Here is a 15,139-nt window from a genome sequence, read left to right on the forward strand (position 1 = left end):
AGCCATCGGTCAAAGCGTGCGGCGAAGTTGACAGGGGAACGACATGGCCGTTGCTGACGACATCGCTTTGATCAAGAGACAGGAAGAGACCCTTGTTTTTCCGGCCTTTGACGAGGCCGTCGCGTTCAAGCTCGGTTCGGCCATCCGCGACCGGGCACTGGCCGAGAACCTGCCTGTTATCGTCGATATCAGGACCTTCGACCGGCCGCTTTTCTATGCCGCGATGCCGGGCTCGAACGCTTCCAATCCCGACTGGGCGCGACGCAAGATCAATGTCGTGAAGCGGTTCCTGAAAAGCACTTATCGGATGGTGCTGGAACAGCAGCGCCCTGACCGCACCTTCAAGATCGGTGAGGGCCTCGACATCGCTGACTACGTGCTCGCCGGCGGCGGTTTTCCGGTCACGGTTGAAGGCGCCGGGGTCATTGGTGTGATCGCCGTCTCCGGCCTGCCGGAGCGCCAGGATCACGGCGTCGTCGTCGAGGCACTGTGCGATCATTTGGGCATCGACAAGCTCGGGCTGGTACTGCCCCCGGAAGAAAAATGAGCGACCCCAAATCGTTCCTCACCGCCATCTTCAACGCGGCCGTCGCCGCCGCCGATCCGGAACGAACCATCCGGGATCATTTGCCGGCCAAGCCCAAGGGCCGCACCATCGTCATTGGCGCCGGAAAAGGCTCGGCGCAGATGGCGGCGGCGTTCGAGAAGGTGTGGGACGGCCCGATCGAAGGGCTGGTCGTCACCCGCTATGGTTATGGCGCGACCTGCGAGCGTATCGAGATCATCGAAGCGGCGCATCCGGTGCCGGATGCAGCCGGGCTTGAAGCCTCGCGCCGCCTGCTCGCGAAGGTCCAGGGACTGACGGCGGACGACCTGGTCGTGGCGCTGATTTCGGGCGGCGGCTCGGCGCTGCTGCCGTCGCCGGCCGGCACCCTGACGCTGGCCGACGAGATCGCCGTCAACGAGGCGCTGCTCGCCTCCGGTGCGCCGATCGCGGCGATGAACACCATCCGCAAGCATCTTTCGACCATCAAGGGCGGTCGGCTGGCGGCTGCCGCCTGGCCGGCCAAGGTGGTGTCGCTGGTCGTTTCCGACATTCCCGGCGACAATCCGGCGCTCGTCGCCTCCGGCCCGACGGTGCCGGATACCGGCAGCCGCGCAGACGCACTGGCCTCGATATCAACCTATGGCATGAAGCTGCCGGCCTCGGTGATGGCGCATATCAATTCGCCGGCCGCCGATGCGCCAGACCCGGATGATGAACGCTTTTCGCGCAACGAGGTCCATCTGATCGCCTCGGCCGGCGTATCGCTCGAGGCAGCGGCCGCGGAAGCGAAACGACAGGGCGTCGAGGCCGTCATCCTTTCCGATGCGATCGAGGGTGAGGCGCGCGAGATCGGCGGCGTCCACGCGGCAATCGCCCGCGAAGTGACGACGCGCAACCGCCCATTTCCAAAGCCGGTGCTGATCCTGTCGGGCGGTGAAACCACTGTGACACTTCGTGCCAAGGGCAAGGGCGGCCGCAATTCGGAATTCCTGCTCGCCTTCGCCATCGGCATCAGCGGCGTCGAAGGCATTCACGCACTGGCCGCCGACACCGACGGCATCGACGGTTCGGAAGACAATGCCGGCGCCTTTGCCGACGCTTCGACCGTATCGCGCATGCGGGCAGCCGGGGTCGATGCCAAGGCCATGCTGGCCGGCAACAATGCCTGGACGGCCTTCAATGCGATTGGCGATCTTTTTGTGCCGGGCCCGACCGGCACGAATGTCAACGATCTCAGGGCGATCCTGATCAGGTAGCTTCAGGCGGCCATCAGCCGCTTCACCTTTCTGATATCGTCCAGGAACCGCTCGCGTTCGGCTTGCTTGTCCGCCGGCTCACGAATGCGCAGGATGAGGGAGGGATGGATAGTGACAAAGACGCGCAAACCGTCCTCGCGCTCGATCACCTGGCCGCGCATCTTCATTACCGGGATCGCCTTGCCCAGCAGCGACGTCGCCGCTGTCGCGCCGAGTGCCACCGCGATGTTCGGCTTGATCAGCTCGAACTCCTGGTCGATCCACCAGCGGCAGGCCTGAATCTCGCCGGCATTCGGCTTGGAATGGATGCGCCGCTTGCCTCGGGGTTCGAATTTGAAGTGCTTGACCGCGTTGGTGACGTAAACTTTCTGACGGTCGACCCCAGCGTCATCAAGGATGGCGTCGAACACCCTGCCCGCGGGCCCGACGAAAGGCTTGCCGGCGAGATCCTCCTGATCACCCGGCTGCTCGCCGACGAAGATCACCTTGGCATTGTCCGGTCCTTCGCCGAACACGGTCTGCGTCGCATGACGCCAGAGCGGGCAGCGGCGGCAGCCATTCGCGGCCTCTTGCAGTTCCGTGATCGAGCTGGCTTTAGCCTCGTCCGCTATCGGCTCCGCACGCGCTATGGAAACACGCCGGGCTGGGATCTTCGCTTCGTGCGGAAGGCCCGTGCTCGCCATCATCTTGCCTCGTCCATTTCGATATTGAAATGAACGAGATCGACGATGGTTCCTTTCCTTACACCTCGTGCAGATAGAGGTGGTAATCCAGTTCGCTGACCGTGCGCGCCACGCGCAGATATTCCGACTGCTTGATCGCCACGAAGGTCCGGTGCAGGTCTTCGCCGAGCGCGCCCTTCAGGAAGCTGGATGCTCGCGCGGCTTCGATCGCGGCGCGCCAATCGACAGGCATGGTCGTGCGCGTGACTGGCGCCTCGTAGCCGTTGCCGGTGGTTTCGGGACCAGGGTCGAGACCGTCGTCGAGCCCTTTGGTTATAGCGGCCAGCACCGTTGCCGCGATCAGATAGGGGTTGGCATCGACGCCGGATGGCCGATGCTCGATGCGCCGATTTTTCGCGTCGCCCGCCGGCACGCGCAGCGCCACCGAACGATTGTTCACGCCCCAGGTCGGCGCCACCGGCGCATAGGATTGCGAGACGAAGCGCCGCCAGGAATTGGCGTGCGGCGCAAACACCAGCATCGATTCCGCCATCGTCTGGATCAGGCCGCCAAGCCCCTGCAGCAGCGGCAGCGACCAGCTCTCGCCGCCGGCTTCGGCAAAGACGTTTCGGCCAGCCTTGTCCTGCAGCGAGACATGGAAATGCATGCCCGAGCCGGCATATTTCTCGATCGGCTTGGCCATGAAGCAGGCGGTGACGCCATGGCGGCGCGCCTGCGCCCGCACCAGGCGCTTCAGCATGACCAGGTCGTCGGCGGCCCTCATCACGTCCTTGCGGTAGTTCAGCGTCAATTCGTACTGGCCGGGCGCATATTCGGAAATCACCGTCTCGGCCGGAATGCCTTGTGCCTTGGCCGCGGCATAGATGTCGGAAAACAGCGGCTCCATGCCGTGCAGGTGATCGACGGAATAGACCTCGGTCTTGCCCGAGACGCGGCCGTCGAGCACGGCGCGCGCCGGCTGCACCTTGCCGTCGGCATCGCGCTCATTGGCAAGGAGAAAAAATTCGAGTTCGAAGGCGCCGGCCGGATAGAGACCCTTGGCCGCCAGTATGTCGACCTGCCGTGCCAGCGCCAGCCGCGGATCCGATGACATCGGCCGGCCGTCGAGCTGGTACATGGCCATCAGCAACTGGCCGCGCGGCGGGTTCGTGCCGTAGAGCGGCACCAGCGTGCCGGGGATCGGCCAAGCCCTGAGGTCGCCGTCGCCGGTCGTCCAGATCAGCCCGGTCTCGTGCACATCCTCGCCGGTGATGTCGAGGCCGAGGATCGAGATCGGCATATGTCGGCCGCCTTCGAAAATGCTCTTCAGCTCGTGCCGGCGCACGATCTTGCCGCGGCCCACGCCATTGGCGTCGGTCAGCACGATATCGAAGGCTTCGATCTCGGGATGGGCCTCGAGAAAGGCTTGCGACTCGGTGGGTGTCGAGCCCGAAGGGGAGGTCATCATGGCATTGGGGTTGTCCATCGCCGCTTGTCTCATGCCGCAAGCTTTGCCGCAACCGCGCCGAAGGCGGCAATCAGCCGGTTGACCTGGGCCCCTGAAGTCGCCGGCGAGATCAGCATCATGTTGTGGAAGGGGGCGATCAGCACGCCGCGATTGACCAGCGCGACATGGATGGCCGCCTCCAGTTCCGGCGCATGCGCCACTTCCGCCTCGGCGCCATTCCTCAAGGGGCCGGGCGCGCAGATGAACTCGACGCGCGCGCCGACGCGGGAAACATGCCAGGGCAGGCGGCAGCGGTCGATCACGCCGGTCAGCCCGGCATCGAGCCGCCGCGCCAGATGATCCATGCGGTCATAATTTTCTTCAGTCATCACCTCTTCGAGCGTGGCGCGCATCGCCGCGAACTGCAGCGGGTTGGCCGACAGCGTCGTGCCCATGCCGGAATAGCCCGGCTCCTTGGTCCTGTTGTAGGCGGCGTAGCGCGAGGCGACGTCGTCGCTCATACCCCACACACTTGCCGGCACGCCGCCGGCGATCGGCTTGCCCAGCACGAAAAAATCCGGCTCCAGTCCGTATTTCCTGGTGTAGCCGCCCGGACCGGTCGAGATCGTGTGGGTCTCGTCGATCAGAAGCAGTGTGCCGGCTTCGCGCGTCAGTCTGCGCAGCGCATCGTGGAAACCGGCATCGGCCAGCACCATGCAGGAATTAGTCAGCACCGGCTCGGCAATGACACAGGCCACGTCCTTGTCCCTGAGCGCGGCTTTCAGCGCAGCGACATCGTTGAACTCGATGACCTTGGCCGTACGGGTCAGGTCGCGGAACTCGCCGGCCAATCCCGGCCGGTTGACAGGCTTGCCGTCGATCAGCCGCACCATCGTCTCGTCGACCGAGCCGTGATAGCAGCCATTGAAGACCAGGATATTCTCCCGGCCGGTGACGGCGCGGGCGACGCGCAACGCAAAGCGGTTGGCGTCGGTCGCTGTCGTCGCGATCTGCCAGAACGGCAGGCCGAAACGCTGCCGCAGCAGCGGCCCGATCGCGAGCGCGTCTTCCGAAGGCAGCATATAGGTCAGGCCGCGTCCGGCCTGGCGGCGGATGGCGCGCGCCACCGACGTCGGCGAATGGCCGAACATCGAGCCGGTGTCGCCAAGGCAGAAATCGTCGAGCCTGATACCGTCGATATCGGTGATGGTCGCGCCCTTGGCGCTGTCGACCAGGATGGGAAACGGCGTCGGCCAGTCGTTCATCCAGTGCATCGGCACGCCGCCGAAGAAGCCGGGCAGGCCATTGCCGGCCTTGGCTTGCGACTTTGGCCGGGCCTTGCGGAAGGACGCCCCCTCGGTCTCGCGCAGTTCGGCAATGCGGTCGCGGCCGATGCCGCCGATGGCCGTCCTTGAAGTGTCGCTGTGCATGAAAACCCCTCTGGTCTGTCCCTCTTAGCCAATCCATGTCCGCATCTGCAATTGGCCGCGCATCTGTCCTGCATTGGCTCAGCCGGCATTGGCACTGCTTGACCCCGTTGGTGAAGTCAGCGCCAATACAGGCGGCAACGGGGGACAAAAATGCGGACGATCATCTGTGTGGCAATGCTTCTGTCGTCGGCCAGCGCGGCCTTCGCTTCAGGCGGCATCTGGTGCAATGTTGACGATGCGGCTGTGACGTTCGACGTCGGCGCCGGCGTCACCAGAGGCATGGGCGGCCCGACCTTCAACTTTCGCGGCGATCTCGAAATCAAGGCGAGGCCAGTTGGCGATCATCTGCGCAAGACGGTGTTCGAGGATTCCAACCTCACCCAGTACTGGCTGGACGGCAAGGAATTGCGGCTGAACATCTACCGCGAGCATCAGCTCGCGGATACCTACAACTATGTCGAGCTGACGATCCTGACCAAGACCAGCGACGAAGGCGTCTATGACGGCCAGTACACGCTCGCCGTCTATGACCATGCCGCCGACACGGACAAGGACGGCAAGACGGTCGAACTGACCGGAAAGGTCTCCTGCGGGGCCGAATGAACCTGAAATTACGCCGTGATGTCGATGACGCCGCAATCTCCGGCCGCACTGCCGAAAGCGACGCGGCGTTCTTCCTTGTCCCACATCATCGAGGTGATGGCGCCCTTGCCCGGCCGCCGCAACAGCACTTCCTTGGCGTCGGCAAAACGCACCGCCATCACCATGCCGTCATCATAGCCGACGGCGACGACATCCTGGCTCGGGTGGCAGGCGACAGCCGTCACCATGGCATTGCCGCGCGTGCCGAGTTCCAGCGGTGCCTTGCCCATCGGACCGTCCTTGCCTGAAAACGGCCAGACGATCGCCGCCGGCGCGCCGGAACTCGCCAGCCACTTGCCCTTCGCGCTCCACGACAGACTCTTGACCTTGGCGGGATAACCGCTCATGCGCATGTGCTTGCCGTCGGCGAGCTTCCAGCCGTGCAATGCGTTTTCCTGCATGGTGGTGACCAGGAAGGCGCCATCCGGCGAGAAGGTGATGCCGGTGTGGGCGCCGGCCCATTCGAGCTCCACCGGCTTGCCCTCGGCGGCCGGGAAATGCAGCGTCGCGCCATTGTAGCGGGCAACGCCGAAGCGCATGCCCTTGGGCGAGAACGCCAGCCCCTCGACCGAGCGCGGATGGACGAATTCCCGGGTCTTGCCGTCGGCGAAGCGCACGAAGGCGGTCTTGCCGGTCGCATAGGCGATGGCGCCTTGCGGTCCGGCGGCAACGCTGGTGATCCACTTCTTGGCCGCGCTTGCCAATTCCGTGGCCTCGCCGCCCGCTTTCACGGCAAACACCTTGCCGTCCTCGCCGCCGGTGACCAGCCGATCGTTGGCCGCATCGTGAAAGGCGGCGAGCAGCCCGTCATTGGCCTGCACCGTCTTGTGGCCATGGTCCAGCCGATGGATGGCGCCGTCGGCCATCGCGAAATGCGGCACGTCGCCGAGAAAGACGGCGGCGATGCAATGGCCTTCGAGATCAAGCGGGGCGACTGTGGGCATGACTATTCTATTCACCTGGACGAGATTGTAGAAACAGTCCGGGCGGCTTACTCGACGTTTGCGGTTCCGGCAACCATGAGGTTCGGCAAGTCCCGAGAGGGGATTGTCAAAGCAGTCCTTTCTCCCGCAGATCGGTTGCAAACGTCGCCAGGGGCATCACCAGGGTCAAATCCGATCCTTGGAGGGGCTCGGCGCCATAGCTGGCATACCACCTTGCCGCTCGCTCGCTCTTGGCGTCGATGATGAGCAGGATACCGCCGCCCTCGCCAGCAAGTCGCAGGCAGCGCAACGCCGCGGCAGCAAGCAACTGGCCGCCGAGCCCTTGCCCTGCGACGGCGCGGTCGGTCGCGAGCCGTGCAAGCTTGAAGCCGGAAACCTCGTGTCGGGCTAAGCCTCTCGTCATGTCTTCGGGCACGGTTTCGTAGGCGACTGCAGACGGTGCAATCGTATAGAAACCGAAGATATGCTCCGAAGCCGCGTCATCGACCGCACAGAAGGTCTTGGCTGCATTCTGATCGTGGCTCTGTCGCGCGAAACGCCGTAGAAAATCGTTCATCTGCGCGTCGCCGCAATCGAAGGAAGCCCGATCATGACGTTTCGCAATCGGTTCTTCGTGCCAGGATGGAAGCGTCACAGAGTAGCCGGCAAGGCAGCGATCGCGGCCTTGAGCTTGGCGTTTGGCTTTGGCGGGTGCTCCAACAGGTCGAGGATGCGCGAGAAATCGCGACCGGACACCTTCGTCACCTCCGCTGCTTCGATCACGGCCTGCGCTTCGGGCACGACCTTGTCGAGGATAAAGTCGGCCATATCCTTGTGCGACAGCGCTGCGGCGCGGGAGATCATCGCCTTTTGCTCAGCCGGAATGCGGATTTGGTAGCGCTCGGTCTTGTTGTCGGCTGATCTAGGCATAGGTCACTCCTCGCCGCTAATATCGTGTACACATGATATGTGTACACGAGGAGATATTCAACCCGCAATGAGCAGCGCTACGAAGAATGACCTAGGCCTGGCAGGCGTCAAAACTCTTCTTCAGCCGCTCGGCGTCGAGTTCGCGGCCGATGAACACCAGCCGGCTTTCATGCTTCTCGCCGTCCTTCCAGGCGCGCTGGTGGTCGCCCTCGATGATCATGTGGACACCCTGGATGACATAGCGCTCGTCATCGCCCTTGAGCGCGATGATGCCCTTCAGCCGCAGGATGTTGGGGCCTTCCATCTGGGTGATCTTCTCGATCCACGGGAAGAATTTCTTCGGGTCCATCTCGCCGCCGCGCAGCGACACCGACTGCACGGTCACGTCATGGATGTCGGAAGGATGCGCGTGATGGTGGTGATCGTGTCCGTCATGATCATGATGATCGTGGCCGTCATGGTCGTGGTCATGATGGTCGTGATCGTCATGCGCCTCGAGGAAATGCGGATCGTTTTCCAGTGCCCGGGACAGGTCGAACGCGCCGCGGTCGAGCACTTCGGACAAAGCGACGCCGGCTCGCGTCGTGCGATGGATCTTCGCCGCCGGATTGATGGCGCGGATCGTCGCCTCGACCTTGGCAAGCTCTTCGGGGGTGACGAGGTCGGTCTTGTTGAGCACGACGACGTCGGCGAAAGCAATCTGGTCCTCGGCTTCCCTGGAATCCTTGAGCCGCAGCGGCAGATGCTTGGCGTCGACCAGCGCCACCACCGCGTCGAGCCTGGTCTTGGAGCGCACGTCGTCGTCCATGAAGAAGGTCTGCGCCACCGGCACCGGATCGGCGAGCCCGGTGGTCTCGACCACGATGGCGTCGAAGCGGCCGGGTCGGCGCATCAGGCCCTCGACGACGCGGATCAGGTCGCCGCGCACCGTGCAGCAGACGCAGCCATTGTTCATCTCGTAGATTTCCTCGTCGGATTCCACGATCAGGTCATTGTCGATGCCGATTTCGCCGAACTCGTTGACGATGACGGCGTAGCGTTTGCCGTGGTTTTCCGACAGGATGCGGTTGAGCAGCGTCGTCTTGCCGGCGCCGAGATAGCCGGTGAGAACGGTTACGGGAATCTGCGTCTGTGCGTCGCTCATGGGTTGCCTCGAACTATCTGGGCCGCGAAAGATCCGGCCATCGAAATGAGATTGTCGGCTCCATATAGGATGTGCGCCGGGCTTTTGCACGAGGCAAACCGATGGGCCAAACAAGCTGCTGCCATTACCGAATTTTGACTGGCGAGAGCCGCTGTGACCGCCTAGATCAGGACACGGGAGGCCAATTCGAGAGGCAAGATATGTCCGGCAAGCCATCCTCCTTCCCATTGAGCCGGCGCCAGGCGCTCGGCTTGATCGCGGTCACGGCCGGCGGTGGTGCCTTCCTGCCCGCCTCCGCAATGGCCGCCCAATCTTCGGCTACCCAAGTTTCACCCTATGCCGGACTGGCTCTGTTCGAAACCGGCGCGGGCGTGTGCGTCATTACGCCTGAGGTGACCGAGGGGCCGTTCTATTTCGACCCGAAACTCGAACGTGCCGATGTCACCGAAGGCAAGAAGGGCATTGCTCTTGCTGTCCGGCTGCAGGTCGTCGACGCTGCCTGCCGCCCGCTTGCCGGCGCTCGCGTCGATATCTGGCATTGCGACGCCCAAGGTGCCTATTCGGGCTATCCTGGACAAGGTGACGGCAGGGATGTCGATACATCGGGCCAGACCTTCCTGCGCGGTTGGCAGAAGACCGATGCAAGCGGCATCGTTTCCTTCGCCACCATCTATCCCGGCTGGTATCGCGGCCGCACCACCCATATCCATTTCAAGGTTTTCCCCGACGACAGTTCGGTGATGACCGGCCAGTTGTTTTTCCCCGACGGTCTCAGCGAGCAGATATTCACCACCGTCGCACCCTACAATGACCGGCCCGGCAAGCGCGACACCTCGAACGCCAGTGACGGCATCGCCAGGCGGGCCGGACCGCTGTCGCAGGCCGCACTGCGCGAGGTGGAGGATGTCTATCAGGCGCTGATGATCGTCGCGGTGAAGCCCGGCTGAGCGGCATTCCCTCACGTACCTGCCCACGGCGAAAACTCCGGCCGCGAAAACTCGTTTGTCATCTAACTGAAATAAACATCTGGCATTAGCCACGGCGGACGCCACAATGCTTGCCGGCAAAGCTGTTTGAAGCGCCGGAATCTTTTTGATCGTCGATTGCCAACCGGCCGGCTGCCTCTATGCTACCCGCACCGGTACGGCCGAAGAGGGATGACCATGGCCAAGGCGGACAAGACTGCGACAATGAGCCGGCTGCATTCGGCGGCAAGGCTGGCAAGAACCGCGCTGGCGGCACGGCTTCTGGCGCACGGCTTCTATGCCGGCCAGGACCAGATCATGCTGTCGCTCGACCGTGAAGATGGCCAGACGCCTGGCAATCTGGCAGGACGCCTCGGCGTGCGCCCGCCCACCATTACCAAGACCATCAACCGGCTTCAGGCCCAGGGTTTCCTGGAGAAGCGCGCCTCCGAGGCCGATGCCCGCCAGGCGCATATCTTCCTCACCGACACCGGGCGCGACATCATTCACGCTATCGAGAAATCGGTGAAGAAGACGGAAAAGCAGGCGCTGAAAGGCCTCGACAAGAAGGACCAGAAGACGCTGTTCAAGCTGCTCGCCCGCATCGAGGCCAACCTCTCGAACGAAGAACTGGCGTTGATCGACGACGACGCCGAGCTGGACGACTGATCGTACGGCAGGCGTTCAAGCCGCCGCTGCGGCCGATCCACGGATCAGCGAAGACCAGCGTCCCGGCGTCATGCCGAACGCCTTCTTGAATTGTCTTATGAAATGGCTTTGGTCGCTGAAGCCGGCGTCGACGGCGATCTGCGCCAATGGTTCGCCGGCGGCGATCATCCGCCGCGCGCGCTGAAGCCGGCGCATCACCAGAAAGCGATGCGGGCTGGTCGAGAAGGCGGCGCGGAAATGCCGTGACAAGGCATAGCGGTCGAGCCCGGTGACCGCTTCCAGTTCGCCCGAACGCACCGGCCGGGCGAGGTTTTCCGTAAGATAGTCGCGCGCCAGCATAGCCGCCCGCCACGCCGTTCTGGCCATTGGCTTGGCAGGTTGGCCGGCATGCCGTGTCAGGCTTTGCATCAGTTGCGTCAGGAAGTCGTCGACGAACAATTCGTCGAGTTCCTGCTCCAGCGGCCCCAGCGCCGAAAGCAGCATTGCGCGGAAAGCCGCGTCCGTCACCACGCCATCCCCAACAAAAGGCAGCGAAGCGCCGCCAAGGCAGTCGAGCATCAACGACGGCTCCAGGTAGAGCATTCGGTAGCGCAGGCCGTCCTCGGTGCCCGCGCCGCCGTCATGCAACTCGTCGGGATGCAGCACGATGATCTGGCCGGGCAGGCTGTGGCGCGTCTCGCCGAGATAGCGAAACGTCTGCACCCCGTGCAGCGTCACGCCGATCGCATAGGTATCGTGACGATGCAGGTCGAAGGCGCTGCCATGGAACCGCGCCTCGATGCGCTCCATGCCGGCGGGGTCGGGGGCGGAGATGATGCAGTTTTCCGCCGCATCGACGCACAAACGTCCAAGACCTCTAAAGGCCTGGCTGTCTAGATCGTGAGACATCGTCTCCTTCAGTCCCGAAACCGGGGCGCAACCTCGAATGGTCTATTTTCTCATGTTCGATACGAAATTTGCAATCGTGCTCAGGCAGGATCTGCCGGTCTGGCAGAAACTCAACGTCACCGCCTTCCTGACCAGCGGCATCGCCGCGCAGTTTCCGGACATCATCGGCGAGCCCTATCGCGACCGCGCTGGCAATCTCTACAACCCGCTGTCTATCCAGCCCGTCATCGTGCTGTCCGCCGACCATGCGACGCTGGCCACCATCCACAGGCGCACGCTGGAGCGCGGCGTGACCACCTCGCTCTATGTCGAGGAGATGTTTTCGACCGGCTTCGACGCCGCCAACCGCGCCGTCTTCGCCGAGTTCGCGCCCGAAGACGCCAAGGTGGTCGGTATTGCGCTTCGCGCCGAGAAGAAGCTGGTCGACAAGATCACCAAGGGTGCCCGCATGCACGCCTAGCTTTCCGACGCATGGACCAAGCCTGTCGCCGCGTCTTGTTGTGCCAGGCGCTTTTGGCTTGCCGGGAGCCGGCAATTCCCGCAAAGGTGGGCTTCAGCCAGCTTCCCACCCGGCCTGCAAGTGAGTGCTCCCCAAAGATATCCAGAAAGCGCGACGCCCCCGGTGGCGATCCTGTGCATGCTTTCCACCTATGTCTGCTTCACCTTCCTCGACACCAGCAGCAAGTATCTCGTCCTGGCCGGCGTTTCCGTGCTGATCGTCGCCTGGGTGCGCTTTGCCGTGCATGTGGTGCTGGTCGGCACGCTGCTGCGCGGCTGGCGCCAGCCGGCGCGATTTCGCCCGGTCAATCTGCCGGCACATGTCCTGCGCGGCCTGTTCCTGTTTGGATCGACCATATTCAACGTCCTGGCGCTGCGGTCCCTGCAACTGGCCGAGACCACCTCGATCTATTTCTTCGGGCCGATGGTGATCACGGCGCTGGCCGGTCCGCTGCTTGGTGAGTGGGCCGGCTGGCGCCGCTGGCTGGCGATCCTGGCGGCCTTTGCGGGGGTTCTCATCATCACCCGGCCAGGCGTCGGGGTTTTCGGCATCGGGCATCTCTTCGCGCTCGGCTCGATGCTGTCGAACTGCTTCTACGTCATCATGACGCGCCGCATGTCGGCGACCGAGACGTCGGAGAGCCTGATCCTGTTCTCGGCGCTGGCGCCGGCGCTGCTGCTGTTGCCCTTGCTGCCGTTTTCGTTTTCGCTCCCACATGACGGCTGGCACTGGTTCGTGCTGCTCATGCTTGGCGTGTTCGGCGGCGTCGGCCACTGGCTGCTGGTTCAGGCCTACCGGCTGGCGACGACCACGGCATTGGCGCCCTATCCCTATTCCCAGATGGTGTGGATGATCATTTCCGGCTGGATCGTCTTCAAGCAGTTTCCCGACCGCTGGACGCTGGTCGGAGCCGCCATCATCGTCGCCAGCGGCCTCTACATCGTCCACCGCGAGCACCGGCTTCGGCTGCAGAGCCGCGCGGCCTCGGATGTCGAGGCGGAAGCGCTGGCAAAAAAACTTTGATTTGCCTCCGATCGGTGGCATAACGCCGCCTTTAAACAGTTTAGGTCTGAATTCAGGTCGTTCGGGGGGCGCAAGGCGCTGGCACAGAAAATCAAGCTTTCGACGATCGCGGATGCGCTCGGCGTGTCCACGGCCACGGTCTCGCTGGCGCTGCGCGACAGCCCTCTGGTTGCCGGAATCACCCGCGACCGCATCAAGGAACACGCCCGCGCCATCGGCTATATCTACAACCGCCGCGCCGCCAGCCTGCGCACCTCGCGGTCGGGCATTGTCGGCGTTGTCGTCCACGACATCATGAATCCGTTCTTCGCCGAGATCCTGCGCTCGATCGAAAGCGAGCTCGACCGCAGCCGGCAGACCTTCATCCTGTCCAACCACTATGATCAGCTCGAAAAGCAGCGCACTTTCATCGACACGCTTTTGCAGCTCGGCGCCGACGGGGTCATCATGTCGCCGGCCATCGGCACACCGGCCTCCGACATCGTGATGGCCGAGGAGAATGGCCTGCCGGCGGTGCTGATCGCGCGCACCGTCGAGGGCGCCGACGTGCCGGTCTTTCGCGGCGACGATGCCTATGGCACCGGGCTCGCCACCAACCATCTGATCTCGCTCGGCCACAAGCGCATCGCCATGATCGGCGGCACCGACCAGACCTCGACCGGCCGTGATCGTTACCAGGGCTACGTCAACGCCATGGACGCGGCCGGGCTGGAAGTCAGGCCGTCCTGGCGCATCGCCGGCCCGCGCACCAAGCAGGCCGGCTTCGAGGCAGCCGGCCAGTTCCTGGCGCTGAAGGACAGACCGACGGCTGCCTGCTGCTGGAACGACCTCGTTGCCATCGGCCTCATGAACGGCATTGCCCGCGCCGGCCTGGTACCTGGCGTCGATATCTCCGTCACCGGCTATGACGATCTCGAAGAGGCGGCGATCGCGACGCCGGCGCTGACCACCGTCTGGAACGGACAGCGCGAGGTTGGCCGCCGCGCCGCCAGCGCGCTGCTCGACAAGCTAAACGGGCAGATGGTGCGGCCCTCGCAGGAATTGATCAAGCCGGAACTGCATGTGCGTCAGTCGACCGGCAAGCCGGTGGAGCGTGCATGACCAAGGCCGAACAGCTGCAAACCGTCGCCATCCTGGTGCCGGGCGATTTCAACGATCATGCGATCGACCGCATCAACCGCACATTCAGGCGTGTCACAATCGAACGCGCCGATCCGTCCCTGGTCACCGACGAGATGCGCGGCAACGTGCGTGGCATTGCTTCGTTTGCCGGCATCAACGCGGCGATGATGGATGCCCTGCCCAATCTCGAACTCATCGCTTCCTTCGGCGTCGGCTATGATTCGGTCGATGTCGGCCATGCGGCGGCGAAAAACATCATGGTCACCAACACCCCCGATGTGCTGACCGAGGAGGTTGCCGACACCGCCATCGGGCTGCTGATCAACACTGTCCGCGACCTGCCGCGCGCCGAAACCTGGCTGCGCGACGGCAGTTGGGTGCGCAAGGGCAACTATCCGCTGAGCCGGCTGACCTTGCGCGGGCGCAGTGTGGGTATTTTTGGCATGGGCCGCATCGGGCAAGCCATCGCCCGGCGTCTGGAGGCTTTCGGCCTGCCGGTTTCCTACCACAACCGGCGCCAGGTTGAAGGCTTGAGTTATCAGTATCACCCGACGCTGAAAGGGCTTGCCGAAGCCGTCGATACCCTGATTTCGGTGGCACCTGGCGGAGCTTCGACGGAGAAGGCGGTCAATGCCGAAATCTTGTCGGCGCTTGGCGCCGACGGCGTCTTCGTCAACATCGGCCGTGGCAGCACGGTCGATGAGACGGCGCTTGCGGCATCACTCGCCAACGGCATCATCGCCGCTGCCGGCCTCGATGTCTTTGCCGACGAACCGAACGTGCCCAAGGCGTTGCTCGACGCGCCAAACACCTCGCTGTTGCCGCATGTCGGTTCGGCTTCGGGCCACACCCGCCGCGCCATGGCCGACCTGTGCGTCGACAATCTGGTGTCCTGGTTCACCGAGCGCCGCCCGCTGACGCCGGTGCCCGAGACGGCTGGGGTCAGGGCTCGTGGCTGAGCTGCGGCTGCCACACTTATTAACGTCAGCTTA

General features: G+C 63.7%; 17 protein-coding genes. 9 read left to right on the top strand and 8 right to left on the bottom strand.

From position 1 onward, the window contains the following. Positions 1–43: 43 nt before the first annotated feature. Positions 44–547: a heme-degrading domain-containing protein gene (locus NKH02_RS16390; RefSeq protein WP_352869254.1), complete on the top strand. Its 504-nt coding sequence runs from the start codon at positions 44–46 to the stop codon at positions 545–547. Further along, positions 544–1,803 (top strand): glycerate kinase type-2 family protein, encoded by a 1,260-nt coding sequence (locus tag NKH02_RS16395; RefSeq protein ID WP_352869253.1) that lies wholly within the window; start codon positions 544–546, stop codon positions 1,801–1,803. The genes NKH02_RS16390 and NKH02_RS16395 overlap by 4 nt, the downstream gene beginning before the upstream one ends. A gap of 2 nt (positions 1,804–1,805) precedes the next feature. On the opposite strand, the gene NKH02_RS16400 is transcribed toward NKH02_RS16395, so the two are convergent. From NKH02_RS16400 to NKH02_RS16410, 3 genes are read right to left on the bottom strand one after another with little or no spacing between them, the layout of a single operon-like run. Continuing rightward, positions 1,806–2,486, bottom strand: coding sequence for a UdgX family uracil-DNA binding protein (locus NKH02_RS16400; RefSeq protein ID WP_352869394.1), 681 nt, complete (start codon positions 2,484–2,486; stop codon positions 1,806–1,808). 58 nt (positions 2,487–2,544) lie between these two features. Beyond that, a complete protein-coding gene (locus tag NKH02_RS16405; protein ID WP_502913820.1) occupies positions 2,545–3,930 on the bottom strand; it encodes a glutamine synthetase family protein in 1,386 nt (461 codons plus the stop codon). Positions 3,931–3,962: 32 nt separating this feature from the next. Beyond that, positions 3,963–5,342 carry an aspartate aminotransferase family protein gene (locus NKH02_RS16410; protein ID WP_352880055.1) on the bottom strand — a complete coding sequence of 460 codons (1,380 nt, stop codon included), beginning with the start codon at positions 5,340–5,342 and terminating at the stop codon, positions 3,963–3,965. Between the two features lie 150 nt (positions 5,343–5,492). On the opposite strand from NKH02_RS16410, the gene NKH02_RS16415 reads away from it, so the two are divergent. Further along, on the top strand, positions 5,493–5,945 hold the full coding sequence (locus NKH02_RS16415) for a hypothetical protein (RefSeq protein WP_352880057.1): 453 nt from the start codon (positions 5,493–5,495) through the stop codon (positions 5,943–5,945). An 8-nt stretch (positions 5,946–5,953) separates the two neighbouring features. On the opposite strand, the gene NKH02_RS16420 is transcribed toward NKH02_RS16415, so the two are convergent. From NKH02_RS16420 to NKH02_RS16435, 4 genes are all read right to left on the bottom strand, one after another. Next, a complete protein-coding gene (locus tag NKH02_RS16420; RefSeq protein ID WP_352880059.1) occupies positions 5,954–6,928 on the bottom strand; it encodes a WD40 repeat domain-containing protein in 975 nt (324 codons plus the stop codon). Positions 6,929–7,034: 106 nt separating this feature from the next. Beyond that, positions 7,035–7,562: a GNAT family N-acetyltransferase gene (locus NKH02_RS16425; protein ID WP_352880060.1), complete on the bottom strand. Its 528-nt coding sequence runs from the start codon at positions 7,560–7,562 to the stop codon at positions 7,035–7,037. Then, positions 7,559–7,837 (bottom strand): type II toxin-antitoxin system TacA family antitoxin, encoded by a 279-nt coding sequence (locus tag NKH02_RS16430; protein ID WP_352880062.1) that lies wholly within the window; start codon positions 7,835–7,837, stop codon positions 7,559–7,561. Before NKH02_RS16430 ends, NKH02_RS16425 begins: the two co-directional genes overlap by 4 nt. 91 nt (positions 7,838–7,928) lie before the next feature. Further along, positions 7,929–8,981 (bottom strand): CobW family GTP-binding protein, encoded by a 1,053-nt coding sequence (locus NKH02_RS16435; RefSeq protein ID WP_352880064.1) that lies wholly within the window; start codon positions 8,979–8,981, stop codon positions 7,929–7,931. Positions 8,982–9,181: 200 nt separating this feature from the next. Here NKH02_RS16435 and NKH02_RS16440 point away from each other — a divergent pair, with 200 nt between their 5' ends. After that, positions 9,182–9,928 (top strand): intradiol ring-cleavage dioxygenase, encoded by a 747-nt coding sequence (locus NKH02_RS16440; protein WP_352880066.1) that lies wholly within the window; start codon positions 9,182–9,184, stop codon positions 9,926–9,928. Positions 9,929–10,144: 216 nt separating this feature from the next. Beyond that, a complete protein-coding gene (locus tag NKH02_RS16445; RefSeq protein ID WP_352869234.1) occupies positions 10,145–10,615 on the top strand; it encodes a MarR family winged helix-turn-helix transcriptional regulator in 471 nt (156 codons plus the stop codon). A gap of 15 nt (positions 10,616–10,630) precedes the next feature. Here the strand turns inward: NKH02_RS16445 and NKH02_RS16450 are convergent, their stop codons facing one another. After that, a complete protein-coding gene (locus NKH02_RS16450; RefSeq protein ID WP_352869232.1) occupies positions 10,631–11,503 on the bottom strand; it encodes an AraC family transcriptional regulator in 873 nt (290 codons plus the stop codon). Between the two features lie 52 nt (positions 11,504–11,555). Here NKH02_RS16450 and NKH02_RS16455 point away from each other — a divergent pair, with 52 nt between their 5' ends. The 4 genes from NKH02_RS16455 (at position 11,556) to NKH02_RS16470 (ending at position 15,106) form a co-directional block, all read left to right on the top strand. Beyond that, on the top strand, positions 11,556–11,963 hold the full coding sequence (locus NKH02_RS16455; RefSeq protein ID WP_352880105.1) for a DUF2000 family protein: 408 nt from the start codon (positions 11,556–11,558) through the stop codon (positions 11,961–11,963). 177 nt (positions 11,964–12,140) lie between these two features. Beyond that, positions 12,141–13,025, top strand: a complete 885-nt coding sequence (locus NKH02_RS16460; protein ID WP_352880068.1) for a DMT family transporter — start codon at positions 12,141–12,143, stop codon at positions 13,023–13,025. A gap of 78 nt (positions 13,026–13,103) precedes the next feature. After that, positions 13,104–14,126, top strand: coding sequence for a LacI family DNA-binding transcriptional regulator (locus NKH02_RS16465; RefSeq protein ID WP_352869391.1), 1,023 nt, complete (start codon positions 13,104–13,106; stop codon positions 14,124–14,126). After that, positions 14,123–15,106, top strand: a complete 984-nt coding sequence (locus NKH02_RS16470) for a 2-hydroxyacid dehydrogenase (RefSeq protein WP_352880069.1) — start codon at positions 14,123–14,125, stop codon at positions 15,104–15,106. Before NKH02_RS16465 ends, NKH02_RS16470 begins: the two co-directional genes overlap by 4 nt. The last annotated feature ends 33 nt before the right edge of the window (positions 15,107–15,139 follow it).

It is taken from the genome of Mesorhizobium sp. M1396, from assembly GCF_040317725.1.
Lineage (GTDB): Bacteria > Pseudomonadota > Alphaproteobacteria > Rhizobiales > Rhizobiaceae > Mesorhizobium.